The organism is Cupriavidus sp. USMAA2-4 (assembly GCF_001854305.1).
GTDB lineage: Bacteria > Pseudomonadota > Gammaproteobacteria > Burkholderiales > Burkholderiaceae > Cupriavidus > Cupriavidus malaysiensis.
In genome coordinates this window covers 2964883-2990726 of the sequence record NZ_CP017749.1, presented here as the reverse complement: position 1 = coordinate 2990726, position 25844 = coordinate 2964883, and the positions used below count along the sequence as shown (strand labels likewise).

At 68.0% G+C, this 25844-nt stretch carries 22 protein-coding genes, 1 tRNA gene and 1 rRNA gene; 15 read left to right on the top strand and 9 right to left on the bottom strand.

The genetic code is table 11. From position 1 onward, the window contains the following. Position 1 precedes the first annotated feature (1 nt). Positions 2–73: transfer RNA gene (locus tag BKK79_RS33010), tRNA-OTHER, on the bottom strand. Between the two features lie 331 nt (positions 74–404). Between BKK79_RS33010 and rtcR the strand changes: the two genes are divergently transcribed. From rtcR to BKK79_RS32985, 6 genes are all read left to right on the top strand, one after another. Further along, on the top strand, positions 405–1991 hold the full coding sequence (gene rtcR / locus BKK79_RS33005; RefSeq protein ID WP_071039962.1) for an RNA repair transcriptional activator RtcR: 1587 nt from the start codon (positions 405–407) through the stop codon (positions 1989–1991). A gap of 420 nt (positions 1992–2411) precedes the next feature. Further along, positions 2412–3110 (top strand): hydrolase, encoded by a 699-nt coding sequence (locus BKK79_RS33000; RefSeq protein WP_071020217.1) that lies wholly within the window; start codon positions 2412–2414, stop codon positions 3108–3110. A 92-nt stretch (positions 3111–3202) separates the two neighbouring features. Beyond that, positions 3203–3379: a hypothetical protein gene (locus tag BKK79_RS40760; RefSeq protein WP_156811485.1), complete on the top strand. Its 177-nt coding sequence runs from the start codon at positions 3203–3205 to the stop codon at positions 3377–3379. Between the two features lie 14 nt (positions 3380–3393). Next, entirely contained in the window at positions 3394–4020 is a 627-nt protein-coding gene (locus tag BKK79_RS32995) for a hydrolase (protein WP_071039961.1), read from the top strand. Positions 4021–4228: 208 nt separating this feature from the next. Then, positions 4229–4804, top strand: a complete 576-nt coding sequence (locus BKK79_RS32990; RefSeq protein ID WP_231908131.1) for an AAA family ATPase — start codon at positions 4229–4231, stop codon at positions 4802–4804. Between the two features lie 251 nt (positions 4805–5055). Then, on the top strand, positions 5056–5517 hold the full coding sequence (locus BKK79_RS32985) for a hypothetical protein (RefSeq protein ID WP_157128581.1): 462 nt from the start codon (positions 5056–5058) through the stop codon (positions 5515–5517). Positions 5518–5592: 75 nt separating this feature from the next. Here BKK79_RS32985 and BKK79_RS32980 read toward each other — a convergent pair whose 3' ends face one another. Together BKK79_RS32980 and BKK79_RS32975 are read right to left on the bottom strand one after the other, a co-directional pair. Continuing rightward, positions 5593–6702: an aromatic ring-hydroxylating oxygenase subunit alpha gene (locus BKK79_RS32980; RefSeq protein WP_071020224.1), complete on the bottom strand. Its 1110-nt coding sequence runs from the start codon at positions 6700–6702 to the stop codon at positions 5593–5595. 199 nt (positions 6703–6901) lie between these two features. Beyond that, on the bottom strand, positions 6902–7489 hold the full coding sequence (locus tag BKK79_RS32975) for an isochorismatase family cysteine hydrolase (protein WP_071039959.1): 588 nt from the start codon (positions 7487–7489) through the stop codon (positions 6902–6904). Positions 7490–7535: 46 nt separating this feature from the next. On the opposite strand from BKK79_RS32975, the gene BKK79_RS32970 reads away from it, so the two are divergent. After that, a complete protein-coding gene (locus BKK79_RS32970) occupies positions 7536–8744 on the top strand; it encodes an IS4-like element ISBvi1 family transposase (RefSeq protein WP_011517431.1) in 1209 nt (402 codons plus the stop codon). A gap of 110 nt (positions 8745–8854) precedes the next feature. Here the strand turns inward: BKK79_RS32970 and BKK79_RS40755 are convergent, their stop codons facing one another. Both BKK79_RS40755 and BKK79_RS32965 read right to left on the bottom strand, forming a co-directional pair. Further along, on the bottom strand, positions 8855–9055 hold the full coding sequence (locus tag BKK79_RS40755; protein WP_157128580.1) for a hypothetical protein: 201 nt from the start codon (positions 9053–9055) through the stop codon (positions 8855–8857). An 82-nt stretch (positions 9056–9137) separates the two neighbouring features. Next, positions 9138–9938 carry an alpha/beta fold hydrolase gene (locus BKK79_RS32965; protein ID WP_071040531.1) on the bottom strand — a complete coding sequence of 267 codons (801 nt, stop codon included), beginning with the start codon at positions 9936–9938 and terminating at the stop codon, positions 9138–9140. Positions 9939–10729: 791 nt separating this feature from the next. On the opposite strand from BKK79_RS32965, the gene BKK79_RS32960 reads away from it, so the two are divergent. Beyond that, positions 10730–11821 carry a DmpA family aminopeptidase gene (locus BKK79_RS32960; protein WP_198173363.1) on the top strand — a complete coding sequence of 364 codons (1092 nt, stop codon included), beginning with the start codon at positions 10730–10732 and terminating at the stop codon, positions 11819–11821. 264 nt (positions 11822–12085) lie between these two features. Here the strand turns inward: BKK79_RS32960 and BKK79_RS40750 are convergent, their stop codons facing one another. Beyond that, complete coding sequence (locus BKK79_RS40750; RefSeq protein ID WP_157128579.1) at positions 12086–12256, bottom strand: hypothetical protein; 171 nt, start codon at positions 12254–12256, stop codon at positions 12086–12088. An 8-nt stretch (positions 12257–12264) separates the two neighbouring features. Continuing rightward, positions 12265–13611, bottom strand: coding sequence for a CitMHS family transporter (locus BKK79_RS32955; protein ID WP_071020229.1), 1347 nt, complete (start codon positions 13609–13611; stop codon positions 12265–12267). 169 nt (positions 13612–13780) lie between these two features. On the opposite strand from BKK79_RS32955, the gene BKK79_RS32950 reads away from it, so the two are divergent. Genes BKK79_RS32950 through BKK79_RS32940 form a run of 3 tightly spaced genes read left to right on the top strand, consistent with a single transcriptional unit; the run spans position 13781 to position 17000 of the window. Continuing rightward, entirely contained in the window at positions 13781–14479 is a 699-nt protein-coding gene (locus BKK79_RS32950; protein WP_071039957.1) for a response regulator transcription factor, read from the top strand. Beyond that, entirely contained in the window at positions 14479–15915 is a 1437-nt protein-coding gene (locus BKK79_RS32945; RefSeq protein WP_071020233.1) for a sensor histidine kinase, read from the top strand. Before BKK79_RS32950 ends, BKK79_RS32945 begins: the two co-directional genes overlap by 1 nt. Continuing rightward, complete coding sequence (locus BKK79_RS32940) at positions 15912–17000, top strand: ABC transporter substrate-binding protein (RefSeq protein ID WP_071039956.1); 1089 nt, start codon at positions 15912–15914, stop codon at positions 16998–17000. The genes BKK79_RS32945 and BKK79_RS32940 overlap by 4 nt, the downstream gene beginning before the upstream one ends. A 46-nt stretch (positions 17001–17046) precedes the next feature. On the opposite strand, the gene BKK79_RS32935 is transcribed toward BKK79_RS32940, so the two are convergent. Next, positions 17047–17439 carry a DUF1801 domain-containing protein gene (locus BKK79_RS32935; RefSeq protein ID WP_071020239.1) on the bottom strand — a complete coding sequence of 131 codons (393 nt, stop codon included), beginning with the start codon at positions 17437–17439 and terminating at the stop codon, positions 17047–17049. A 406-nt stretch (positions 17440–17845) separates the two neighbouring features. On the opposite strand from BKK79_RS32935, the gene rpoD reads away from it, so the two are divergent. The 4 genes from rpoD (at position 17846) to BKK79_RS32915 (ending at position 25358) form a co-directional block, all read left to right on the top strand. Further along, entirely contained in the window at positions 17846–19807 is a 1962-nt protein-coding gene (gene rpoD, locus BKK79_RS32930) for an RNA polymerase sigma factor RpoD (RefSeq protein WP_071020241.1), read from the top strand. Between the two features lie 322 nt (positions 19808–20129). Continuing rightward, positions 20130–20714 (top strand): DUF2760 domain-containing protein, encoded by a 585-nt coding sequence (locus BKK79_RS32925; protein WP_071020244.1) that lies wholly within the window; start codon positions 20130–20132, stop codon positions 20712–20714. Then, entirely contained in the window at positions 20711–22564 is a 1854-nt protein-coding gene (locus BKK79_RS32920; RefSeq protein WP_071039955.1) for an Hsp70 family protein, read from the top strand. The genes BKK79_RS32925 and BKK79_RS32920 overlap by 4 nt, the downstream gene beginning before the upstream one ends. Positions 22565–22586: 22 nt before the next feature. Further along, entirely contained in the window at positions 22587–25358 is a 2772-nt protein-coding gene (locus BKK79_RS32915; protein ID WP_071039954.1) for an Hsp70 family protein, read from the top strand. Between the two features lie 332 nt (positions 25359–25690). Here the strand turns inward: BKK79_RS32915 and rrf are convergent. After that, positions 25691–25804: ribosomal RNA gene (gene rrf, locus BKK79_RS32910) — 5S ribosomal RNA — on the bottom strand. Positions 25805–25844 lie beyond the last annotated feature (40 nt).

Sequence of the window (25844 nt, the reverse complement as noted above, 5' to 3'; positions counted from 1 at the left end):
AGTGTTCGGGCGGGATTCGAACCCGCCACCTGCAGGCCGAAGCCGACTGCTCTGCCCGATGAGCTTCCGAACAGTGCGGGATGCCCAGGGAATCGAACCCAGGCGAAGCGCCAAGCGCCTCCGATCGCCTTCCTCCGCGCATGGCGGCATACGCCGTCGCAACAAACCCAGGTTCGGGGATGGCGCACCAGCAGGGGGGTTGAGAACCCTCGCTCGCGGGCCGGCGGGACATCCGGCTGAACCAGATTTAGCGAGGAGTGTGCCAACAGCCAGGGACTGAACGGATGATATTCTTAAGTCATTGATTCAAAAGCATTTTACCCCCATCCAGCAACAGTTGGCAGGCTAGCTCATATCGCAATCTTTGATAATATCTTCGCGTTACTTATCTTCTGAGATACGTTATGCGCAAGACCGTCGCCATCGGCTTCCTTGGCACCGTGCTCGACCTCGGTGGTCGGGACAAGCGTTGGCGGAAATGGCGGCCAACGATCAGCCTCTGCAGCCAGCCCGACCTGCCCATCGACCGGCTGGAACTGTTGCACCCGCCCAGTCACGCCAGGCTGGCGCAGCGCATCGCCGACGACATCTCCACTTGCTCGCCGCGCACCGAAGTCAGGCTCGCGCCGATCTCGATCCACGATCCCTGGGATTTCGAGCAGGTCTACGCCACGCTGCATGACTTCGCACGCGACTACCCCTTCGACCTGGAGCACGAGGATTACCTGCTGCACATCACCACGGGCACACACGTCGCGCAGATCTGCTGGTTCCTGCTGGCGGAGGCGCGATACCTTCCCGCCCGACTGGTGCAGACGTCTCCACCTCCGCCTACCGACGAGGGGCCGGGCGGGCCGGGCAGCGTCTCCGTGATCGACCTCGATCTCTCGCGATACAACCGCATCGCCCAACGCTTTCGCCGCGAACGGGACGAAACGGTGTCGTTCCTCAAGGCCGGCATCGCCACACGGAACCCACGCTTCAATGCCTTGATCGAGCAACTGGAGCGGGTCGCCGCCCGCTCGCGCGCACCGATGCTGCTGGTCGGCCCGACCGGGGCCGGCAAGTCATTCCTGGCCAAGCGTGTCTACGAGTTGAAACGCGGGCGCCACCAGATATCAGGCCCCTTCATCGAGATCAACTGCGCCACCTTGCGCGGCGATGCGGCAATGTCCACGCTCTTCGGCCATGTCAAGGGCGCCTTCACGGGAGCACAGAGTGCGCGGGCCGGCCTGCTGCGGGCAGCGGATGCAGGCCTGCTGTTCCTCGACGAGATCGGCGAACTCGGGCTCGACGAGCAGGCCATGCTGCTCAAGGCCATCGAGGAAAAGCGCTTCCTGCCGGTCGGCGCCGACAAGGAAATCGAGAGCGATTTCCAGTTGATCGCCGGCACGCACCGTGATCTACGGCGCATGGTCGCTGCCGGCTCGTTCCGGGAGGATCTGTACGCGCGAATCAATCTCTGGACCTATACGCTGCCGGGACTCGCCGAGCGGCGCGAGGATATTGAACCGAACCTGGACTTCGAGCTGGACCGTATCGGCCGGGAACAAGGCGAACTGGTGCGTTTCAACGTGGAGGCGAAGCGCCGCTACCTGGCGTTTGCCACATCAACCCAGGCAGCCTGGGCTGGCAACTTCCGTGAGCTATCCGCATCGGTAACGCGCATGGCTACGCTGGCGGATGCCGGCCGCATCACCGAGGCGGTGGCCAGCGAGGAAGTGCAGCGGCTTCAGGGAACGTGGAGCATGGACGGCGAGCAGGGCCTGGTCGACACCGTTCTTGGTGCGCAGGCCGGTGAACTGGACCTGTTCGATCGCGTGCAATTGGAGCAAGTGCTGGAGGTATGCCGGTCATCTGCCAGCCTGTCCGAAGCTGGGCGCGTGCTGTTCGCCGTGTCTCGCCAGAGCAAGAAGCAAGCGAACGATGCCGACCGCCTGAGGAAGTATCTTGCGCGTTTCGGCATCGAGTGGGAGCAAATTCCCCGGTAACCGCCCCCCTCTCCGGCCGTCCGCCCGGCCAGGCGAATCGCGTGATTTTCATGTCAATCAACGGCTTGCCATGGATATGGCGGAAAGATCGGGCGCGACTTTGTGGTGGCCTGCCCCGGGGAGCATCATCGTGGCAGGGTGGCATGCCGGCAGCACCGCCCTGCCCCACACCACGCGGCACGACCTATCCATCGACCCGGCGCGCCTGCCGGGGCGCTTTCGCACCGAATCGCTGCCCCCTCACCTTGGCTCCAGAAGCCGTTCCCTGCAAATTCAAAATATTTGAATAAAATATCCGTCAAACGATCGCTTTGAGTAAAGCTATCGCCACTATAGTTCTCCCCATGGCAGCGCATAAAAGAAAGCGACGCCGGCAGAAAACTTCAATTCCATTGAATCAGACCGCACAGGGAGAACCCCATGACCAACGCCAAGCTCGAAGTCCTGACTCCGCACAACAGCCAGCTCATCTTCATCGACCACCAGCCGCAGATGGCCTTCGGCGTGCAGTCGATGGACCGCCAGACCATGAAGAACAACGTGGTCGGCCTGGCCAAGGCGGCCAAGATCTTCGACATCCCGACCACCATCACCACGGTCGAGTCTGACTCGTTCTCGGGCTATACCTACCCCGAACTGCTCGATGTGTTCCCGGGCAAGCAGACGCTCGAACGCACCTCGATGAACTCGTGGGACGATCAGAAGGTGCGCGACGCGCTGGCCGCCAACGGCCGCAAGAAGGTGATCGTCGCCGGCCTCTGGACCGAGGTCTGCAACACCACGTTCGCGCTCTGCGCGATGCTCGAAGGCGACTACGAGATCTATATGGTGGCCGACGCTTCGGGCGGCACCACCAAGGAAGCGCACGACTACGCGATGCAGCGCATGGTGCAGGCCGGCGTGGTGCCGGTGACCTGGCAGCAGGTGCTGCTCGAATGGCAGCGCGACTGGAAGAACCGCGATACGTACGACGCGGTCATGCAGGTGGTCAAGGAACACTCGGGTGCCTACGGCATGGGCGTGGACTACGCTTACACGATGGTCCACAAGGCAGAGCAGCGCACCGCCACCAGGCACGAGTCGCTGGCGCCCGTCCATGCGCAGGTGATCGAACGCTGATCCTGCATGCACCGACCGGGCGCTCCGCTCCATAGCGCGCCCGGTCATCCCAATGCAAAGGCCTGACCGACCATCCACTTCCTTCCGGACTGATGATGAAGAGCATCAAGAAGATTGCCAGCAGCTGGGAACTCACTGCGTTTGCGTTTGCCAGCGGATTCCTGAGGCATGCTCATACCTCATCCTCTCTCGGCATCCTCGCCGGCACGCTGGCGGTGGGCGGATTGGTCGCAGGCCGCGGCCTGAAGCTCGATCGCATTCCCAGATAAACAGGAGAACTCCCATGTCCAAGCTACCGTTGCTCGAACCCGCCGATTGCGCGTTGATCCTCGTCGATGAACAAGCAGGCCTTGCCTTCGCCGCAGGCTCTCAAGACCCCCAGATCCTGCGCAGCAACGGGCTTGCGGTCGCAAAGACGGCCGTCGCCTTTGACCTGCCGGTGGTGGTTTCCACTTCAGCCTCGAAGGTATACAGCGGCCCGCTGATGCCGGCTTTCCGCGAAGTGCTGCCGAACATCACGCCGATCGAGCGCCGCAATATGAACCTATGGGAAGACGACGCGGTGCGCAGCGCGATCACGGCGACCGGAAAGCGCACGCTGATCATTGCGGGCCTGCTGACGGAGGCCTGCGTCAGTTTTCCGGTTCTGTCGGCGCTGTCCGAGGGCTATCAGGTCGTCGTCGTTGCCGATGCTTGCGGCGGACTGACGCCGACAAGCCATGACCTGGCCTTGCGGCGGATGGCTTCTGCTGGCGCCGTGATGACTTCCTGGCTCCAACTGCTTCTCGAATTCCAGAGAGACTGGACCCGCCACGACACCTATGAAAAGGCCCGCGCCATCGTGGTCGAGCATGGCGGCGGGTATGGCACAGGCCTCGCCTATGCGCGAGACATGATCAAGCCGGCCTGAGCGGCCGCCACGCAGGCGCTTGACGCGCTGCGGACCGCTTGCACTTGGGACCGGGATTGCTTAACCTAACCCGATGCACCGATCGCCTACCCACTCGATTATTCGCGCCGACATTGACCCGGCGGGATAGCTTTCGACTGCAACTATGTCACGACAACCCGCCCAGGAGGCGGGTTTCTGCTTTCTGGGCACCTGATGGAGAGACCTGATGGAGAGCCTGGAAATGCAGACTGCGAGCAAGGATGGTGAGGCGCTTACCCATGATGATGCGGTATTGCTGCATATGGTGTGCGGGAAGATCGCGGCCGGAAAATCGACGCTCACCGCGCTGCTCGCGCGCAATGCGCGCACGGTACTGATCAGCGAAGATGTCTGGTTGTCTCGCCTCTATCCGGGCGAGGTCCTGTCGATCGATGCCTACGTCCACCGCGCCAGGTGCATCAAGGACGTCCTGGCGGACCACATCCGTTCCCTGCTTGGCGCCGGCGTGTCCGTGGTGCTCGATGTTCCGTTCAACACAGTGGCCGCTCGCGCCTGGGGCCTCGCCATTGCGCAGGCCGCCGGCTGCGGACACCGGCTTCACTATCTCGATGTGAGCGATGCGGTCTGCAAGGCGCGCCTGCGCGCGCGGAATGCGCGGGGGGACCATCCTTTCCAGGCGTCGGACGCGGAGTTCGAGCGGATCACCAGTTACTTCGTACCGCCGCATCCATCCGAGGCGCTATGCATCGTGGCCTATGACGAAACAGGTGCCGTCTCCGATAGGAGTAAAGGCATGGATTGAGGGCGCGCCCAGCCCTCGCGCCGCCTATGCGGAACAGCCGCCTCGGATTGCCAGCCGCGCGACAGCTTTGCCTTCCCCTGCTGACCGGCCGGCAAGCGCCAAGGCACCTTGGCAGGGCGCGCACCGGCGGCAGTGGTCGGCACCGGGGCGGCTACGGCCGCGACCGAAATCCTTGCCTTGCATCAATCCGCGTCCACGGCATTCCCCTCAATATGGGGGAAAGCAGTACCCGACAAGCGTGGGAGGCAGAAATGAGTCTTGAACTGTGGGGAGCCATCGGCCTTCTGGCCCTTGTCATGGACGTGGTCACGATGTCCGGCCTGTTCCTCTGCGTGACACTTGCCGCGATATCCGGCGCGGTATCCACGCTGCTCGGGGCGGACTCGGTCGTATCCATCGGCATCGCGCTGGCGTCATTCGTCCTGGCCCGCTGGATCGGCAACAAGCTCGGCGCGGATGATGCCTTGCTGCGCTATGAGGAAACCGGCCATAACATCGTTTCCGATGATGGCGCGCGCGTGCATATCGCCCACTGGAACCACTATGACGAAACGCTGGTGGAATATCAGAACCGCATGTGGCCAGTCAAGCTGTTGGCTGGACACCAGCACAGGGTCGGTGATTATCGCGTGGTCGAGGTGAAGGAGCACCACCTTCTCATCGAGCCGCTGGGCCGGCGCTACTGGCCGAAGAGGCGGCTGCGCCACACCTGAAACTCCAGTCGGCAAACCCTGCCCAGGCTGCGCCGGCCCCGGAACCGGCGCAAACCGCGGCTGCCTTGGCTCAGTTCATGCCGCTCCGCTCACCTCGCGAATGGGGATCACGGTGCGGCCGCCGCAGTGGCGCAACAGATCGCGCAGTTCATTGATGACCGGGAACACCTCCTGGTTCCAGTCGGCTCCCTGCCTGTCGTGGGCCTCTTGTTCGCGCTCGACGATCCAGCGGTCTTCCTTGAAGATGCGCTCCGTGAACCAGACCAGCAGCGGCCAGGCCAGGTCCAGGGCGAACGGAATGCCAGGCTTGCGGATGGAAAGCAGCCCGAAGGTCCGGTTGGTGCGCTGCGCCGCATCCAGCGGCACGTAGACGATCCACAGGTCCATCACCAGGGTGCCGTCGCCCGAACGGATCTTCAGGGTCTGGTACGGATAGCCGGTACGCACCGTCATCACGTCCTTGTCGTTCTGGTCGGCGCTGTTCTTGCTGGCCCCGAACACCAGCGCCTCGCCCACCGGCTGCTTGCCCTCCAGGCGCGAGAACGTGTAATCGACCTCCACCCAGTCCTCGCCGCGACGCCGGCCCAGGGAACGCGCGCGCATCTGCCCCATCTGCCGCCGGTGCAGGAACTGGTGGTTCATGTCCATCAGGTTCTCGTGCATGAACGAGTAGTGACACTTGACCTCGCGACCGAAGCGGCGCGTCTTGTACGCCGTGTCAGCCACCGATGGCAGGTCCGGCAGCGGCCGCTCGCCGGCGAGCGCCGCCGCGCCGGGAAAGACAAAGATCAGGCCGTGCGCCTCGCGGCAGGGATAGGCTCGCACGCCGTTGGGGAGGCGTTCCCGCCCGAGGTAAGGCACGTCGACGCAGCGGCCGGTGCCGTCATAGGTCCAGCCGTGATAGCCGCAGCGCAGGGACTCGCCTTCGACCACGCCCGCATGGAGCGGCACCTGCCGGTGCGCACAACGGTCTTCCAGTGCGAAGATGGCGCCGGACTCGGTACGGACCAGTACGATCGGCTCGCCGGCAAAGTGCACGCCGAGGGCCTTGCCCCGCTTGACCTCGCTGGACCAGGCCAGTGGATACCAATGATCGGGATGGATGGGGACACGGCGCAGGTCGCGCACGGGCGCGCTGGCGGGCGGGTCGATGGCACTGGTATCCGGCAACGGCACTGCATGCATGCGTGACGCCTCCTTGCATAGGGGGAGCTTCGACCGTCGCCACGAGCGGAACCATCCATCGGCGAGCGGGGATCTGGCGCAGTCTACGCGAAGTCCGGCGAATGCTGCCGATTTCTGCTCTCGGCATAGGTGCTTCATCGTGCGGAAGCAAGAGGATCGAAATGGCGGCCATCCCGGCCGGCCTGCCCGCCCTGCTGGCCTACGCCAGCAGCCGCAAGGCATCAGCGAGCGAGAGCACCGTCGTGCGCGAATCGAACGCCGTGGCAAACAGATGATCGTGCACGACCGGATCCGGGTCGTAGCAGCAATCCTTGACGGTGAACAGGCGGAAGTCCGCATCGCTCGCATACGCGACCGACGACAGCACCACACCGGTCGACGCAATGCCCGCCATGATCAGGGTATTGATACCTTGCGCGGAAAGCCGCACCTGCAGGTCGGTCCCGAAGAACACGCTGGCACGGTGCGCGATGATGAGCGGCTCCGCGGCTTGCCGGCCGAGTTCCGGCGAGACCTGGTCGTCGACGAAAAGTCCAAGCTGCTTGATTCCCTGCCCGTTCCTGTTCAGCGGGCTGACTTCCGGATAGCCCGGGCCGAAGTGGATCTTGGCGAAATAGACGCTGACACCCTTGGCGCGCGCGGCATCGCACAGCTTGCGAGTGTTGGAGAGCAAGACGGGCGCGACCGATGGAAACAGCTGCAGGATGTCGGTCTGGTAGTGCATCACCACCAGGGCGGTCTGCGTGGGAACGATTGCCGGAACCTGCCTAGCCGCAATACTGTTCAGATAGTATTTTTAAAGCCATAATCCTCATCCATCGAAGCTTCAATGGATGAGGGTGATGGCCAGAACACGCAAGACGCTGCCGTCGAGAGTTGACGTTGCGCATTTGATCAGCGCCGGGGTGCTGGCCAGCGTGTGTCCACGGACGTTGATCGAAGAAGTGTTGGCCGAGACCGGCAAGGCCAGCCAGCGGGAGCGGCTGCTGCCCGCGCCGGCAGTGGTGTATTACGTGATGGCGCTGGCGCTGTGGCGCGAAGCGCCGCTGGAGGAAGTGCTGCGCGTGGTGTGCGAAGGCCTGCAATGGCTCGGCGGCGGCCACACTGAGGCGGTGCAGGCCAGCAAGTCCGCGATCTCGCAGGCGCGCAGCCGGCTGGGCCCCGAGGTCATGCGCCAATTGGCCGATCGGGTGCTGCGCCCGCTGGCCGCGCCGGGGGCGCCAGGGGCGTGGTACCGGGGATTGCGCGTGATGGCCCTGGACGGCAGCTGCATGGACGTGGCCGACGAGGCGGCCAACGCCAAGTTCTTCGGCTACCCGGGCGCCTCGCGCGGCCAAAGCGCCTTCCCGCAGGCGCGCGTTCTGGGCCTGGTGGAATGCGGCACGCACGCGGTGGTGGCAGCCGGCATCGCACCCTACGGCCACAGCGAGCAGGTCATGGCCGCCCAGTTGCTGCCCGCCAAGCTCACGCCCGAGATGCTGGTGCTGGCCGACCGCAACTTCTACGGCTTCAAGCTCTGGCAGACCGCCTGCGCTACGGGCGCCAAGCTGGCCTGGCGGGTCAAATCCAACCTCAAGCTGCCGGTAGAGCAGATGTTGCCCGATGGCTCGTACCTGAGCCGCGTGTTCGACAGCGACGACCGCGCGCGGCGCGCAGGGCAAACGGTGCGTGTGATCGACTACGCGCTCGAGGGCTCGGCCACGCCGGCGCAGGGCAGCTACCGGCTGCTGACCAACCTCCTGGACCCCGATGCGGCGCCGGCCCTGGAGCTGGCCGCGCTGTACCACGAGCGCTGGGAGATCGAGGGGGTGTTCGATGAGTTCAAGACGCATTTGCGCGCCAACAGCACGGTGCTGCGCAGCAAGACGCCCGAGCTGGTGCAGCAGGAGCTGTGGGGGCTGCTGCTGGCGCACTTTGCGATTCGCCAGTTGATGGCGCAGGCGGCCTGGGCGCGCGAACTCGATCCGGATCGCCTGAGCTTCATGCACGCCGTGCGCGTGATCAAGCGCAAGATGCCGCAAGCTGCGGCCGTTTCCCCCTGAGCGTTTGCCTGCCTGGCGCGAGGCCCTGCTGGCCGAGATCGCGCGCGGGCGCTGCGTGAGCAGTCGTGGGCGCCTGAACCCGCGCGGCGTCAAGCGCAAGATGAGCAACTTCAATGTTCGGCATCGCGGCGCAGCGCTCCATTTGCGGCATCAGCCAGTGCCGGTGCTTCGTATCTGAACAGTATTTTGCCTAGCCGCGGCACTTTCCATGCCGGCTTGATCGCCTGCGGAATGGACGGGCTCATGTTCGACGGATGGCGGCATAGGGATGCGCGGTCGAGAGGAAGGTTCGACTCTAGCACGGCCGTCATGATCGGATCGGCCCTCCAACTTCCCGTCGGCATGCCGCGCCCGCGGGACGGCGTCGGCCCTGTCGCGGAAACAGAGCCCCGCTCAGGGCGAAGCGGACGGCGTAGCGGCGCCCGCTGCCTGGCGGACGACGCGCTGCACGAGGAGCGCGGCAAACCTCTCTGGCGCCTCCAGATCGGGGAAATGCCCGCAGTCTGCAAAGATCTCGATCTCGGCGTGGGGAACGCACTCGCGCAACGAGCCCGGATCGGTCTGTGCGTGGGACGGGTCTCCGGCGCCCCAGATCATGGTGCAAGGGATCTCCAGGCCATTCGCCTGCGGCATCGTTTCCCCGTTCAACCCCTGCACCACGCCCGCGAGGCAAAAACAGGCGCCACCATGCATGCCCTCCAGTGCAGTTTCACTGAAGGCGTATTTCCGGCCTTTTGGCAGCGCCATCGGATACCAGCTCTTCACCAGCTTCTTCCGGAACAGCCAGGCGAGTGCCTGCCCCGCAACCGGGACGCGCAATGGCCGGGGAATGGTCCGATCCACCCAGGCCTGCATCGATGCGAGCGATGGCGTCTGCGACAGCACCAGGCCGGCGATCCGGTCCGGCGCCATCCTGGCCGCGTTCACCGCGTACAAGCCATTGGCGCAACTGAATGCCAGCGTTGCCCGCTCGATCAACAGGCCGTCGAGCAGGTCCAGGATGACTTGGGCGCCCTCGTCCAGCGCGTGGGTATACCGGAGCGCGGGTACGGAGAACCCGAAGCCGGGCATATCGAAGCAGACGACGCGAAGCGACGGCGACAGCAAGGCGATCAGGTGGGCATACTGCTCGATCATATTGGGCCCATCCGGCGCCATGACCACGCAGGGTTTGGCGGACCCTGAGTCATGCACACGGACGGGTCCCGCGGAAGTATTGAGGAACGTGGTGTGCGGTCCGTCCTGCAGGTAGCCGGACCGCCTGGGCGTATGGGTTGTCAGGCAGTGGTCCAAGACGGCACCAAGCGATCCCCTGCCGGGTCGCTTCCTCGCGCCGCGCCCCTCGTTGGCGGACGCTTCGGGCGCAGGCGGCGCAGGCGGCGCCGGCGCAGCGGGCGACGGATTGGTGCGGGATTGATCTCGGTTTGTCGTCGTCACGAGAGAAGAGGGAGATTGTCCGGGAATGGATTATCCGGGATGGATCGGGGCCGAAGCTATCCGTGCGCAAGGACTGCGCCACCCTACGGGCGCTGGCCTGCCATCGGCACCGTCACCGGTATGAAGCGAGCCGGTGCGCGAACGATGCGCTCGCGGCACGGCCATCGGGGCGGGCTGGATTCGCGCGATGGAGCATGGCACCGCGGCGTGCAGCGGCATCGATGTCAACGCAATCGCCCGCGCCCCGTTCTCCCACTCGTTGCCGGCCGCGGACGGCTGGCGTGCCGACCCCGGCAAGTCGTTGGGCCGCGCCAGCGCCAGCGCCAGCGCACACGAAAGTGGATACGACCATGCCAGAACAGCCAAGTCGCCCCTCCCTGCACGGGCATGCCACCGCCCCCTCACCGGGTCGCCGCCGACTGCTTGTCGGCCTGGCGGCGACCGTGCCCGCGTACGTGCTAGCCCCAGCCGGCGCCGCCACGGATGCAGCCGCTGCGGCGGCCGGCGCCACACCGCGCCCAGGCGAGCCGTCACCAATGCCTGGAGCCTTGCCCGATCGTGCCCGCGCCCGCGACCTCGGCATCCGCCCCGGCGTGCTCGCCACCGGCCCGTTGAACGCGATCACCGATGTCGCCAGCGTGATGGTGGGGCACACGACGCTGATCGAGGGAGATTCGGTGCGGACCGGCGTCACGGCCATCCTGCCGCATGGCGGCAACCTCTTCCAGGAGAAGGTGCCGGCGGGCTTCGCGCTGGGCAACGGTTTCGGCAAGTTCGCCGGGGCGACGCAGATCGAGGAACTCGGCGAGATCGAGACGCCCATCCTCCTGACCAATACGCTCTCAGTCGCGGAGGGCGTCGCGGGTGCGATCGAATGGACCCTCGGCCGGCCCGGCAATGAGCATGTCTTGTCGGTCAACGCCGTGGTCGGCGAGACCAACGACGGCTTCCTCAACGACATCCGGGGCCGGCACGTCACCAGGCAGCATGTGCTGCAGGCCATCGCCACGGCTGGCGGCGGGCCGGTTGCCGAAGGCTGCGTCGGTGCCGGCACAGGCACGCAGGCCTTCGGCTGGAAAGGCGGCATCGGCACCAGTTCACGCCGGCTGCCGCGCCAGCTCGGCGACTACACGCTCGGTGTCTTGGTGCAGACCAACTACGGGGGCGTGCTGTCGATCGACGGCGTGCCGGTCGGCAAGACACTGGGGCGCTACTACCTGAAGGACGTGGTCGACGATCACGGCGGGGATGGCTCGGTAGTGATCGTGGTAGCCACCGACGCGCCGCTGTCCGACCGCAATCTCGGGCGCCTGGCCAAGCGGGCATTCCTCGGTATCGCGCGGACCGGCTCGTCGATGGCGAACGGCTCGGGCGACTATGCCCTGGCGTTCTCGACGGCATCGTCGGTGCGCCGCACACCGGCGCAACGCAAGACCGTCGGGCGGTTCGACAGCCTGCCCAACGATGCCATGTCGCCGCTGTTCCAGGCGGTCTCCGAGGCCACCGAGGAGGCCGTCTACAACGCGATGCTGCAGGCCGTCACCACGACCGGCATCGGCGGACATCGCCTGGAAGCCATCACGCCGGCCGCGGTGCAGCGCGCGCTCGAGCACGCGCGCCGCGCCGGCGACGCGCGCTGAGCCCGGCGTCCGCAGCCGGCGGCACCTCCCCCCTGCCAGGCCCGGTTCGCGCTGCCCACGCCGATCCCCTCCACCGCCTGCCGCCAGCGCAGCCGCTCCTCGATCGGGCCGACCGGCACCGGCCAGGTCGGCGAGATCGTGCGCCAGCTGCGCCATGAGGCCGGCGCACACGGGGGGCTCGACGCGATCTGCTACGCCCACGTACTGGAGCGGCCGCAGGCATAGGCGCAGGCGCGACGCCCGGGCCCCGAGGCGCTCGGGCGCTCAGCCGCTGATACCGCGCGTGATGGCGTGGACCAATGCCTCGCAGACGAGCGCGCCGTCGGCATTCTCCCGCCGCATCAGGAACAGGGCGGCGATGCCGCGCAGCGCGCCGAGGATGACCACCGATTCCGCCGCCGGAACGACGTCCGCGCGGATCTCGCCGCGGCGCACGGCGATGGTCAGCCTGCCCGCCCCACCAGGGGAAAGAGCGCAAACCCGAGCGCGGCCACCAGCATGACCAGGCACACCATGGCGGCCCATTTGAGCGCGTAGCGCTGGTGGTCGCCGAACTCGACACCGGCCAGGCCCACCAGCAGGTAGGTGGACGGCACCAGCGGGCTGAGCAGGTGCACCGGCTGGCCGATCAGGGATGCCCGTGCCATCTCCGCCGGCGAGATGCCGTAGCCCTGGGCCGCCTCGGCGAGGATGGGCAGCACGCCGAAATAGAAGGCATCGTTCGACATGAAGAAGGTGAAGGGCAGGCTCAGCAGCGCGGTCAGCACCGCCATGTACGGCCCCAGCACGTCGGGAATGACCGCCAGCAGGCTGCGCGACATCGCCTCCACCATGCCGGTGCCGGACAGGATGCCGGTGAAGATGCCGGCGGCGAAGATCAGCGAGACCACGGACAAGGCGTTGCCCGCATGGTGCGCCACGCGCCGGCGCTGCTCGGCGAGATCGGGATAGTTGATGATCAGCGCGACCGCGAAGCCGATCATGAACAGCACCGGCAGCGGCAGCACGCCCAGGATCAGGCTGACCATCAGCGCCAGCGTCAGCGCGGCATTCACCCACAGCAGGCGGGGACGGCGCAGGTCCGCGTCTTCCTCGGCCGCGGCGGCGGGACCGGAGACCGCGCAGTCCTCGTCGTAGCCCGCGTGCAGCGCGGCGCCGTCGGGCAAGGCCAGCACGCCGAGACGCCGGCGCTCGCGCAGGCCGAGCTTGACGGCCAGCAGCAGGATGGCGGCGACGGCGAGGCCCATCACGGGCAGCAGCGGCACGAAGATCTCGCCCGCGTCGACGTGCAGCGCGCTGGCCGCGCGCGCGGTCGGCCCGCCCCAGGGCGTCAGGTTCATCACGCCGCTGGCGAGCATGGCCAGGCAGGTCATCGAGAGCGGGTTCATGTCGAGGCGGCGGTATAGCGGCAGCATCGAGGCGACCACGATCATGTAGGTGGTGGAGCCGTCGCCGTCCAGCGAGATCACCAGCGCCAGCACTGTGGTGCCGACCACGATCTTCAGCGGATCGCCCTTCACCGCGCGCAGGATGCGGCCGACGATGGGGTCGAACAGGCCGGCATCGATCATCACGCCGAAATAGAGAATGGCGAACATCAGCATGACGCCGGTTGGCGCGATCTTGCGGATGCCGTCGAGCATCATCTTGTCGATGCCGGTGCCGAAACCGCCGGCCAGCGCGAAGAGGATGGGAACGAGTATCAGCGCGACGAGCGGCGACAGCCGCTTGGCCATGATCAGCGTCATGAACGTGATCACCATGCCGAAGCCGAGCAAGGTCAGAAGCATGATGGGAACTGTCTCCTGGTGCACATTGGTATTGTCTGCCCGGCCGGGCGGCGGGCGGCGGGCGGCGGAGGCGCGAGGTTAGGACAGAAAACCTGTCATCAACCTGTCATCGCCGCGCAGCGGCCGGCTTTCCGGGCCGCCAGCTGGCACCCTGTGCGAAAATCGCGCGATGCGAATTCTGGTGATCGAAGACGACGAGGACCTGGCCGACGCCATCGTGCGGCGGCTGCGCCGCATCGGCCATGCGGTCGACTGGCAGCACGACGGCCTCAGCGCCGACGGCGTGCTGGCCTACGAGGCCTTCGACCTGGTGATCCTGGATATCGGCCTGCCGCGCCTGTCCGGCTTCGAGGTCCTGCAACGGCTGCGCGAGCGCGGTAGCAAGACCCCGGTGCTGGCGCTGACGGCGCGGGTGGATATCGAGGACCGCGTGCACGCGCTCGACACCGGCGCCGACGACTACCTCGCCAAACCCTTCGATTTCCGCGAACTCGAGGCACGCTGCCGCGCCCTGCTGCGCCGGCCTGGCGCGCAGGCCTCCGGCGTGCAGCGCTTCGGCGAGCTGGTCATCGACAGCACGGCGCGCCAGGTGCGGCTGGCGGGGCAGCGCCTGGACCTGCCCAAGCGCGAGTACAGCCTGCTGGAGATCCTGCTGGCGCGCCTCAACGGCACCGTCAGCAAGCAGGAGATCGCCTTCAAGCTGTTCGCCTTCGACAACGACGCCGCGCCCAATGCGATCGAGGTGTACATCGCCCGCCTGCGCCGCAAGCTCGAAGGCTCGCCCCTGCGCATCGAGACCCAGCGCGGTGTCGGCTACCTCCTCAGCGTGCGCGAGGAAGATGCCGGCGGCAGCCAGGAGCCCGCGTGATGCCTGCCGCCGGCGCGGCGCCGCCGGTGCCGCGCCGGACCGGGCTGTCGGTGCGGCGCCGCCTGCTGGCCATGCTGCTGGCCCTGTTCGCACTGGGGCTCGGCGCGCTCTACACCATGGTGCGCGGCTATGCCTACCAGACCGCGAGCATCACCTATGACCAGTTGCTGACGGCCTCGGTGCTGTCGATCACCGACAGCCTGCAGTACGGGCAGCATGGCTGGCAGCTGGACATGCCCTACGCCGCCCTCGCCCTGCTCGAACAGGCGCCGCGCGACCGTGTGTTCTACCGCGTCAGCGCGCGCGACGGCAGCCTGGTCACCGGCTATGCGGACCTGCCCGCGCCGCCGCGCGCGCCGACATCCGAGGCGGCGCGCACGCCGCAGCTGTTCGACGCGGTCTACCAGGGGCAGCCGGTGCGCTTCGCCTGGATGGAGCGGCACGTGGCCGGCCCCGAAAGCGCCGCCGTGGCGCGGGTCCAGGTCGGGCAGACGCGCGAGGCGCACGATGCGCTGGCCCGGCGCATCCTGTGGCACGGCACGCTGGCGCTGGTCGCCTTCGCCGCCGCCGCGCTCGGGCTGGCCTACTGGGGACTGCACCGCTCGCTGGCGCCGATCCGGCGCATCGAGGACGAACTGTCGGCGCGCACGGTGTCCGACCTGCACCCCATCGCGGCGCCGGTGCCCGAGGAACTGGGTAATCTCGTGCACGCGCTGGACGGCTTCATGGCGCGGCTGGAGGAGAACCTGGATACCTTGCACCTGTTCATCGCCGAGACCGCGCACCAGTTGCGCACGCCGCTGGCCGCACTGCGCGCCCAACTGCAGCTGGCGCTGGAGGAAGACGACAGCGACGAACAGCGGCACAGCCTGCAGGCCGTGCTGCGCAATGCCGAGCGGCTGTCGCGCCTGGTCAACCAGCTGCTGAGCGACGCCAGTGTTCTCCACCGCAGCAATGCCCACGACTTCGCGCGCATCGACCTGGCCGAGATCCTGCCGCAAGCCCTGCACGACAGCGTGCCCCAGGCCGAGCCACGGCCCGACGTACGCCTGTACCTCCCGCAGAACGGGGCCGGGGCCGGGCAGGCATGGGTACTGGGCGACAGCCTGATGCTGCGCGAAGCGCTGAAGAACCTGCTCGACAACGCCCTGCGCCACGGCGCCGCCGCGCGCGGCAGGCTCGACGTGCGGCTGGCGCGCGCCGGCAGCGACTGGCAGGTCACGATCTCCGACCAGGGGCCGGGCCTTCCGCCGCAGCTGGGAGATTCGGTGTTCGAGCGCTTCGTGCGCGGGCCCGGCCCGCGCACGGCCGGCGCCGGCCTGGGCCTGTCGATCGCCAAGCGGGTGGCGGACAGCCACCAGGGCCGCCTGACCCTGCGCAACCGCCCGCAGGGCGGGCTGGATGCCATCCTGACCCTGCCGGCCCTGCCATCATGAACGCCCGTCCCTTCCCTCTTCCTGCCGGGCGGCCGCGGCGCCGGCATGCCCTGGCGGTCATCGCGGCGCTGTTCTGGAGCGCCGGCTGCGGCGCGGCGGATTTCGAGACCGCGGTGCTGGGACCGCGCGATGCCGCCGACGTGCTGGTGGTGCAGGGCTCCACCAGCCTGCGCGTATTCCGTGGCGTGCTGGAAGACTTCGGGCGGCGCAACCCCGCTTTGCGCCTGGTCTATACCGAACTGCCCACGCAGGAACTGTATGCGCGCCAGGCCGCTCCCGGCGGCCGGCCTGGCCCCGCCGATATGCCGCGCGCCGATCTCGTCGTCAGCAGCAGCATGGATCTGCAGACCAAGCTGGTCAACGACGGCCGCGCCCTGCCGCACGTCTCGGCGCAGACACGCGACCTGCCGGCCTGGGCCAACTGGCGCGACGAGGTCTTCAGCATCGCGGTCGAGGCGCTGGTCATGGTCTACGATCCGCGCCAGCTGGGCCCAGGCCAGGTGCCGCGCAGCCGCCGCGAACTGTTGTCGCGGCTGCAGGACCCGGCGCAGCCGCTGGCGGGCCGCCTGGCCACCTACGACGTGCGGCGCAGCGGCATCGGCTATCTTGCCGCGACCCAGGACGCACGCCTGGACAGCATGGCCGGTGCCCTGCTGGCCGCCTTCGGACGCAGCAACGTCATCGTCAGCGACTCGTCCGACGACATGCTGGACCTGCTGGCCCAAGGCAAGGCGGCAATGGCCTACAACGTGCTCGATTCCTATGCGCAGAAGCGTATCGACCGCGGCACCCCGCTGCGCATCGTCTACCCGGACGACTACACGCTGGTGCTGTCCCACGCGGCCCTGATCCCCCGCCAGGCCAGGCGCCCCGACCTGGCCGCGCGCTTCCTGGACTACCTGCTGTCAAGGGAAGGCCAGGCGGTGATCGCCAGCGAGTCGGGCATGCGGCCCGTGCGCGGCGGTGCGGCCCCGGTGCCGCGCGCGCGGCCGGTCGGCCTGGGCGTCGGCCTGCTGGTCTACCAGGATCCCTTGAAGAAGGCGCATTTCCTGGACCTGTGGCGGGCGGCGCTGCGGCTGGACTGATTCCACGCCGGCCCGCCGGTTCAGGAAGCCGTCGACAGCCGCTGCCTCATGCCTTGGACCGGTTCAGCGCCACGGCTGCCCGGATCAAATCCCTGAGGGCCGCCTCGTCGATCGGCCCGCCCTCGTGGAAATCGATCGCACGCCGTGTATTGCCTTCGAGACTGGCGTTGAAAAGACCGGCCGGATCGGCCAGCGACGCGCCCTTGGCAAAGGTCATCTTGACCACGCGCTGGTACGTCTCGCCGGTACAGAGGATGCCGTGGTGCGACCACACGGGCACGCCTCGCCACTTCCACTCTTCCACCACGCCGGGATCGGCCTCCTTGACCAGGCGGCGCAGGTGGGCGAGCATCTCGCCCCGCCAGTCGCCCAATTGCTGTATCCTCGCGTCGATCTGCTCGGATGCAGACGGATGGTCGTTCGCTTCCTTCGTCTTCATGGCTGACTTCCCCCCCGGGGCTGGCCTGCCACTACTATATAGGGATACCCGCCCGTGCTCGCTATATAGTGTCGGTAGTACCGGCATTCGCGCGGCGGCCCGGCGTTGCGCCAAGGACCGGGCAATGCGCAACTGGCATTGAAAGTGCGCCCTGCTGCCCCCAGATGAAGGCTCAGGGCGATCCTTGTCGTGTGTACTTCCTGCGACGGGACGTGCTGCGACGCAGCGGGGGCTGTAGAATACGGGCCCCGGCCGAAAATCCCACTCGCCCCGAGTGCGGGGCGCGGGCACAGCGATTCCCTACGCGGATCCCCATTACAACGAATCCCGGCGGCAGCCCAGACCGCGCACCTGTCAGTGCGCGCTGCCGCCAGGACAAGCGACTGAGCAAGGAAAAAGACGGTAAATGACGAGCGGCGCACAACGAACGGCGGCCAGAACAGGACAGGCTGGGGCCAGCAAGGGCCTCGATGGAACCGGCGCGGGGGGCACGGCACGGCCCGATCCCACGCTGGATGCCGCTGAACGCAGCCTGCAGTTGCGCGCGCTGATCCAGTTGGGCAAGCAGCGAGGCTACCTCACCCACGCCGATATCAGCGACCACCTCCAGGAAAACTTCGCCGACACCGCGGCGATGGAGGGCATCGTAGCCACCTTCGCCGAAATGGGCGTCAAGATCTACGAGCAGACCCCCGACGCCGAGACGCTCCTGCTCAGCGACAACGCGGTGGTCGTGGCCGATGACCAGGCCGACGAAGAAGCCGAGGTCGCGCTCTCGACGGTGGACTCCGAGTTCGGCCGTACGACCGACCCGGTGCGCATGTACATGCGCGAGATGAGCTCGGCGACGCTGCTGACGCGCAAGCAGGAAGTCGAGATCGCCAAGCGCATCGAAGACGGCCTGGCCGACATGATCCATGCGATCTCGGCGTGTCCCTCGACCATCGCTACCATCCTCGACCTGTCGGCCAAGGTGTCCGCCGAGGAAATGGGCATCGATGACCTGGTGGATGGCCTGAGCGACGAAAGCGTGGCCGAGGCCGCCGTGGGTGCCGCCGTCGACAGCGCCGACACGGCCGACAGCGAGGAACGCGCCGACGATGAGGACGGGGACGCCGACGACAGCGACGACGACGACAGCTCCGGCCAGAGCGCGGAGTCCGACCTGCGCCAGCTGCGCGACGAGTGCCTGACGCGCTTCGGCCGTGTTGCCGAGCACTTCGCGCGCATGCGCGAGGACGCTGGCGCCAGCGCAGCCGCCTCGGCCCGCGATGCCGTGCGCGAAGAACTGCGGGCGATCCGCTTCACCGCACGCACCATCGAGCGGCTGTGCGCCGACATCCAGGGCATGGTCGACGACGTGCGCGTGGTCGAGCGCCAGGTGCTCCAGTTGCTGGTCGAGCGCTGCGGCATGCCGCGCGAAGATGTCATCGCCCGCTTCCCCGGCAATGAGACCAATCTTGCCTGGGGCAAGTCGCTGGTCGCCGACGCGCGCCCGTACAGCAACGCCGTGGCGCGCGCGCTGCCTGACCTGGAGTCGTACCAGCAGAAGCTGATCGACATCCAGTCCCGCGCCGCCCTGCCGCTGCCCGAGCTGAAGGCCGTCAACCGCAGGATGCTGGCCGCCGAGCGGCAGATGCGCCAGGCCAAGCACGAGATGACCCAGGCCAACCTGCGCCTGGTGATCTCGATCGCCAAGAAGTACACCAACCGTGGCCTGCAGTTCCTCGACCTGATCCAGGAAGGCAATATCGGCCTGATGAAGGCGGTGGACAAGTTCGAGTACCGCCGCGGCTGGAAATTCTCCACCTACGCGACCTGGTGGGTGCGGCAGGCCGTCACGCGCGCCATCGCCGACCAGGCCCGCTCGATCCGCGTGCCGGTGCACATGATCGAGCAGATCAACAAGCTCAACCGCTTCGCGCGGGAGATCATGCAGCGCACCGGCAAGGAAGCCGATCCGGCGGAACTGGCCGAGCGCATGGAAATGACCGAGGAGAAGGTCCGCTCGATCCTGCGCATCGCCAAGGAACCGATCTCGATGGAGACGCCGGTCGGCGAGGATGGCGACACCAACCTCGGCGACATGATCGCCGACTCGGACACGGCCACGCCGGCCGATGCCGCCATGCAGGCCAGCCTGCGCGAAGTGGTGCGGGAACTGCTCGATGAGCTCTCGCCGCGCGAGGCCAAGGTACTGCGCATGCGCTTCGGCATCGACATGGCGACCGACTACACGCTGGAAGAAGTCGGCAAGCAGTTCGACGTCACCCGCGAGCGCATCCGGCAGATCGAAAGCAAGGCGATGAAGAAGCTGCGCCACCCCAGCCGCGCAGACCAGCTGATCACCTATCTGCGGGAAAATTGAGGCGCCACAGGCACCCGCCAAGCGCCGGCCACCGTGCCGGCCAGCCCTCCAGGCCGCCACCCGCCCGGCACCAGGACCGGGCTCCGGTGTGAGCGGACCGGCCGCGGCCGCCAGGCCCGCCCTCCGGCAAGCGCTCCAGGCAAGCGGAACCGGAGCCGGGCTCCTTGCCCGCCTGCGTTCAGGCACAATCCCGAGCGGAATTGCATCGACCGAAGGCGGGCGCGCCGGCATGGCGCCGCGGCCCGCGGGACCGCCAGGCCCTCGCGCCTGGTTCGTGCCGCCCTGGCGGCGGGCCCCATGACAGAGCACACAGGAGTATTCGATGACTGATTCGAACCCATCCTTCCTCGGCAGGATCTCGCTGGCCGTAGGGACCTTCTTCCGCATCCTCGGCGACCGCGAGTTCGCGCGCGGCGTGGTGCGTATCCGTGACGGCGTGCCGGCGGCGCCCGCAGCCGCGGCAGCAACTCCGGCTCCGGCCCCCGCTCCGGCGCCTGCCCCGGCCCCGACTCCTGTGCTGAAGGAAGCGAGTCCCGCCGCCGCCCTGCAACTGCTGGGCCTGCTGCAACGCGACGCGCGCCTGGTCGACTTCGTCGAAGAGGACATCGCCGGATATTCCGATGCCGAGATCGGCGCCGCCGCCCGCGTCGTGCACGAAGGATGCCGCGCGGTGCTGCGCGAGCATTTCACCATCCGGCCGGTACGCGCGGAGGCCGAAGGCAGCCGCGTGACATTGCCCGAAGGCTTCGACGCCACCGCCGTACGCCTGACCGGCAACGTGGTGGGCAGCGCGCCCTTCCACGGCAGCCTCAGCCACCGCGGCTGGATGGTCGAAGAGGTCCGCCTGCCGCGCCTGGCCGAGCGCCATGACGCCAGCGTGATCGCCCCCGCCGAGGTCGAGCTATGAGCGAGCCGCGCTATGCCATCGGCATCGACCTGGGGACGACCCACAGCGCCGTTTCCTACGTCGACCGCAGCGCCAGCGATGGCGAGACGACCCGCCTCGGCGTGCTGCCGGTCACGCAGCTGACCGCGCCGGGCGCCATCGAAGAGCGTGACCTGCTGCCCTCCTTCCTCTACCTGCCGCATGCCAGCGAACTCGCGCCGGGCGACCTGGCGCTGCCGTGGAACACCGGGCGCGACTTCGCCGTGGGCGAGATGGCACGCAGCCGCGGCGCGGCCACGCCGATCCGGCTGGTGTCGAGCGCGAAGAGCTGGCTGTGCCACCCGGGCGTGGACCGCCGCGCGCCGATCCTGCCCAGCGATGCCCCGCCCGAGGTGCAGCGCGTCTCGCCGCTCGAAGCCTCGGTGCGCTATCTCACGCACCTGCGCGAAGCCTGGGACCACGCCCACCCCGAGGCGCCGCTCGCCGAGCAGGACGTCACCGTGACCATCCCCGCCTCCTTCGACCCGGCCGCGCGCGAGTTGACCGCGGCGGCGGCCGCGGCAGCAGGCTTCGCCCGCCTGACCCTGCTCGAGGAGCCCCAGGCGGCGCTCTACAGCTGGATCCAGAAGAGCGGCGGACACTGGCGCAAGCAGGTCAAGGTCGGCGACATCATCCTGGTGGTGGACGTCGGCGGCGGCACCACAGACCTGTCCCTGATCGCCGTGGTCGAGCGCGACGGCAATCTCGAACTGCACCGTGTGGCCGTGGGCGAGCACATCCTGCTCGGCGGCGACAACATGGACCTGGCGCTCGCCCACGTGGTCGCGCGCAAACTGGCGGCGCAGGGCACCCAGGCCGATCCGTGGCAGTTGCGCGCGCTCACCTATGCCTGCCGCGCTGCCAAGGAAACGCTGCTCACGCAGCCGGACGTCGACGCCGTGCCGCTGGTCGTGCCCAGTCGGGGCGCCAAGCTGATCGGCGGCTCGATCCGCACTGAACTGACCCGCACCGAGCTGACGCAGATCATCCTGGAAGGCTTCTTCCCACAGGTGGATGCCTCGGCGCGCCCGCTCAACCGCGCGCGCGCCGGCCTCACCCAGCTCGGCCTGCCCTACGCGCAGGATGCCGCCGTCACGCGCCACCTGGCCGCCTTCCTCGGCCGCCAGGTGGCGGCGCTCGGCGAGCTCGACGGCGTGGCGGCCGCGCAGCCTGCCGGCGCGACCTTCCTGCACCCGACCGCCGTGCTGTTCAACGGCGGCGTGTTCAAGTCCGGCCTGCTGGCCGAACGCGTCATGCAGACGCTCAACGGCTGGCTGGCCGCGGAAGGCGCGGCCCCGGCCCGCCTGCTCGACGGCGCGGAACTGGATCTCGCCGTCGCGCGCGGCGCGGCTTACTACGGTTACGTGCGCGGCGGCAAGGGTGTGCGCATCCGTGGCGGCACCGCCCGCTCCTATTACATCGCCATCGAATCGTCGATGCCCGCCGTACCCGGCTTCGAGCCGCCGCTGCAGGCACTCTGCGTGGCCCCGTTCGGCATGGAGGAAGGCAGCGAAGCGGCCTTGCCGGCGCAGGAGTTCGGCCTGGTGGTAGGCGAGCCCGTGCACTTCCGCTTCTTCGGTTCCTCGGTGCGCCGCCAGGACCAGGTCGGTACCCTGCTCGATTTCTGGGGACCGGAGGAACTGCAGGAACTCGAGGAGATCCAGGCGACGCTGCCTGCCGACGGGCGCACGCCCGGCGACGTGGTTCCGGTCAGGCTGCATGCGCGCGTGACCGAAACCGGCACGCTCGAACTGGAAGCCGTACCCCGCGGCGGCGGTGAACGCTGGAAGGTCGAGTTCGACGTGCGCGGCAACGCGCATGCCGAAGCCTGACCCGGCACCGGGCCCGCTAGCGATGGCGCAGTACATCGTCGGCATCGACCTCGGCACCAGCAACACGGTGGTCGCCTATGCCAGCGCGGACTCCGACGAGATCCACGTGCTGGGCATCGACCAGCTGGTCGGCCTCGGCGAAGTGGCGGCCCCACCGCTGCTGCCATCCGTGCGCTACCACGCCGCACCCGGCGAACTGAGCGGCGACGACCTGCAACTGCCCTGGCAGAGCGCCGCCAGCGCGGCCGCACGGCGCACCGTGGTCGGCCGCCTCGCGGCTTCGCTGGGGGCACAGGTACCCGGCCGGCTGGTGGCCAGCGCCAAGAGCTGGCTGTCGCACGCCTCGGTCGACCGTACCGCGCCCATCCTGCCCTGGGGCGCCGACGAGGAAGTCGGCAAGATCTCGCCGGTGGCGGCCAGCGCCAGCTACCTCGGCCATGTGTGCGCGGCCTGGAACCATCGTTTTCCCGAAGCCAGGCTCGAAGACCAGGACGTGGTGCTGACGGTGCCCGCGTCCTTCGACGAAGGCGCCCGCGCCCTGACGCTGGAGGCAGCGCGCCTGGCCGGCCTGCCCTCCGTGCGCCTGCTCGAAGAGCCGCAGGCCGCGCTCTACGACTGGCTGTTCCGGCACCGCCTGACGCTCGACAAGGACCTGGCGCAGACGCGCCTGGTGCTGATCTGCGACGTCGGCGGCGGTACCACTGACCTCACGCTGATCCGCGTCGAGATGGCCGATGGCCAGCCGCAACTGACCCGCATCGGCGTGGGCAACCACCTGATGCTCGGCGGGGACAATATGGACCTCGCCCTGGCGCACCTGGTCGAGCAGCGGCTCGGGCCCGCGCCGACGCGGCTGTCAGCCAGCGGCCTGTCCCAACTCGTCGCGCGCTGCCGCGTCGCCAAGGAAGAATTGCTCGGCGCGCAGCCGCCCGCCTCGGTGACGGTGACGCTGCTGGGCGCGGGATCGCGGCTGATCGGCGGCGCACGCTCCGTCGAAGTATCGCGGCAGGAGATCGAGCAGCTCGTCGTCGACGGCTTCTTTCCCCGCTCCGGGCCGGAGGAACGTCCGGCACGCGCTCGGGGGGCCATCGTCGAATTCGGCCTGCCCTATGCAGCCGACCCCGCCGTTACGCGGCACGTCGCGGCCTTCCTGGGCCAGCACGCAGCGCAGTCGCGCGCGGCGCTGGACATGCCCGCGCAGGGCACCGGCCTGCCGATGCCCGATACCTTGCTCCTCAACGGCGGCGTATTCCGCTCCGAGGCGCTGGCGGGACGCCTCGCCGAGGTCCTGGGCAATTGGCGCGGCGCGGCGCTCAATGTCCTGCACAACGACAGCACCGATCTCGCCGTCGCGCGTGGCGCGGTGGCCTATGCGCGCGCGCGCAGCGGCCAGGCACCACGTATCGGCGGTGGTTCTCCGCGCAGCTATTTTCTCGTGCTCGATGACCCGGGCAGCGGCCAGCAGGGGATCTGCCTGCTGCCGAAGGGGACCGAAGAAGGCCAGGAAGTCCATCTGTCGGAACGGATCTTCGCCTTGCGGCTCGGCCATCCGGTGCAATTCCACCTGGCCTCCTCGGTCGCCGACACGGTCTACCAGCCGGGAGAACTGACCGACCTCGCCAGCGGCGACTTCGTGCGCCTGCCGCCGATCGCCACCGTGGTGCAAGCCCGTGGCGCGCGCAGCGCGCGGGAAACCCAGGTGCAGCTCAGCACCTCGCTCACCGAAGTCGGCACGCTGGAAGTCCATTGCAGCGAGGTGGCGGATGCCACGCGACGCTGGCGTCTCGAATTCCAGCTGCGTGGCAACGAAACCCCTTCGCCCACGTCGGTCGCGGAGGCGGCACACCCCGCCTTGCCGCAGGCGATCGAGGCCATCGACCGCACTTTCGGCGCGCGCGCCCAGGACGTCGGCCCCAAGGAGGTCAAGGGCCTGCGCGGCCAGCTCGAGCACCTGCTCGGCACGCGCGTGCAATGGGACAGCGCCTTGCTGCGCGAACTGTTCGGCGCCTTCTGGGAGCGCGCCAAGCGACGGCGGCGCAGTGCCGACCACGAGCGACTGTGGCTGAACCTGATCGGCTACTGCGTGCGCCCGGGATTCGGCTACCCGCTCGACGAATGGCGTGTGGAACAGCTGTGGACGCTCTACGAACAGGGCATCCAGTACGTCAACGAAAGCCAGAACTGGTCGGAATGGTGGACGCTATGGCGCCGCGCGGCCGGTGGCCTGGACGAGAACGCCCAGCTGCGCGTGCTGGACGAGCTGGCCTTCTACCTGCAACCGTCGGGTAGCGGCCTGTACAAGCGGCCCGCCGGTCCGGCGAGAATGGGCTATGCCGACATGGTGCGGCTGGCCGGCTCGCTCGAGCAGGTCCCTGCCGAACGCAAGATCGAAGTGGCTGGATGGCTGCTGGCGCGGCTGCGCAAGCCGTCGGAGAACATCCAGAGCTGGTGGGCGGTGGGTCGTCTCGGCGCCCGCCGGCCGTTCTATGGCAGCGCGCACCACGTGGTACCGGCCGAGATTGCCGTCACCTGGGTCGAAGCCATCCTGGCACTCGACTGGAAGAAGGTGGAACCCGCCGCCTTCGCCGCCGCGCAGATCGCACGCATGAGCGGCGACCGCAGCCGCGACCTGCCCGAAGAGATCCGCGCTACCGTGGTGCAAAGGCTGGCGGCCGCCAGTGCGCCGCAAAGCTGGATTGCCATGGTCCACGAGGCAGTGGATCTCGACGTCGCGGACGAAGGGCGGGTATTCGGCGAGGCCCTGCCCGCCGGACTGAAGCTGATCGCCCGCTGAACCCCGGGCGTTGCGCAGGGGGTCCTGTGCGCAACGCCCGCCGGCCAGGCGTTGCTGTCCCTGCTTCCCCCCTTGATGCACCCTGATCAGCCCTTGCTTGCACCTGGTTGCCAGGTTCTTCTCCAGGTCTCATCCCGCTCTTCCTCGTTTCCGCGGCGAATCCGCGGCAGGTTTCCGCTCGGCGGGTTTCAGTCCGCAGGACTTTCCCATGACCTGCTCGAACGCTCCACCGGGAGCGATCACTCCGGCGCGCCGCACGCTGGCATTCCGGCGCGCCGCAAAGACAAAACCCCTCGCAGCGTTTGCTGTCGAGGGGTTTTGCGGGAGGGAGAGCCTGGCGATGACCTACTTTCACACGGGTAGTCCGCACTATCATCGGCGCAAAGTCGTTTCACGGTCCTGTTCGGGATGGGAAGGGGTGGTTCCGACTCGCTATGGTCACCAGGCATAAGGGGTTGCTGCGCCGGGGTTGAGCCGTCGCAGCGA

Excerpts from the sequence above, each read along its gene's own strand:
- rtcR (WP_071039962.1), top strand. The coding sequence starts at position 405 with ATGCGCAAGACCGTCGCCATCGGCTTCCTTGGCACCGTGCTCGACCTC.
- BKK79_RS33000 (WP_071020217.1), top strand. The coding sequence starts at position 2,412 with ATGACCAACGCCAAGCTCGAAGTCCTGACTCCGCACAACAGCCAGCTC.
- BKK79_RS40760 (WP_156811485.1), top strand. The coding sequence starts at position 3,203 with ATGATGAAGAGCATCAAGAAGATTGCCAGCAGCTGGGAACTCACTGCG.
- BKK79_RS32995 (WP_071039961.1), top strand. The coding sequence starts at position 3,394 with ATGTCCAAGCTACCGTTGCTCGAACCCGCCGATTGCGCGTTGATCCTC.
- BKK79_RS32990 (WP_231908131.1), top strand. The coding sequence starts at position 4,229 with ATGGAGAGCCTGGAAATGCAGACTGCGAGCAAGGATGGTGAGGCGCTT.
- BKK79_RS32985 (WP_157128581.1), top strand. The coding sequence starts at position 5,056 with ATGAGTCTTGAACTGTGGGGAGCCATCGGCCTTCTGGCCCTTGTCATG.
- BKK79_RS32980 (WP_071020224.1), bottom strand. The coding sequence starts at position 6,702 with ATGCATGCAGTGCCGTTGCCGGATACCAGTGCCATCGACCCGCCCGCC.
- BKK79_RS32970 (WP_011517431.1), top strand. The coding sequence starts at position 7,536 with ATGAGGGTGATGGCCAGAACACGCAAGACGCTGCCGTCGAGAGTTGAC.
- BKK79_RS40755 (WP_157128580.1), bottom strand. The coding sequence starts at position 9,055 with ATGACGGCCGTGCTAGAGTCGAACCTTCCTCTCGACCGCGCATCCCTA.
- BKK79_RS32955 (WP_071020229.1), bottom strand. The coding sequence starts at position 13,611 with ATGCTTCTGACCTTGCTCGGCTTCGGCATGGTGATCACGTTCATGACG.
- BKK79_RS32950 (WP_071039957.1), top strand. The coding sequence starts at position 13,781 with ATGCGAATTCTGGTGATCGAAGACGACGAGGACCTGGCCGACGCCATC.
- BKK79_RS32945 (WP_071020233.1), top strand. The coding sequence starts at position 14,479 with ATGCCTGCCGCCGGCGCGGCGCCGCCGGTGCCGCGCCGGACCGGGCTG.
- BKK79_RS32940 (WP_071039956.1), top strand. The coding sequence starts at position 15,912 with ATGAACGCCCGTCCCTTCCCTCTTCCTGCCGGGCGGCCGCGGCGCCGG.
- BKK79_RS32935 (WP_071020239.1), bottom strand. The coding sequence starts at position 17,439 with ATGAAGACGAAGGAAGCGAACGACCATCCGTCTGCATCCGAGCAGATC.
- rpoD (WP_071020241.1), top strand. The coding sequence starts at position 17,846 with ATGACGAGCGGCGCACAACGAACGGCGGCCAGAACAGGACAGGCTGGG.
- BKK79_RS32925 (WP_071020244.1), top strand. The coding sequence starts at position 20,130 with ATGACTGATTCGAACCCATCCTTCCTCGGCAGGATCTCGCTGGCCGTA.
- BKK79_RS32920 (WP_071039955.1), top strand. The coding sequence starts at position 20,711 with ATGAGCGAGCCGCGCTATGCCATCGGCATCGACCTGGGGACGACCCAC.
- BKK79_RS32915 (WP_071039954.1), top strand. The coding sequence starts at position 22,587 with ATGGCGCAGTACATCGTCGGCATCGACCTCGGCACCAGCAACACGGTG.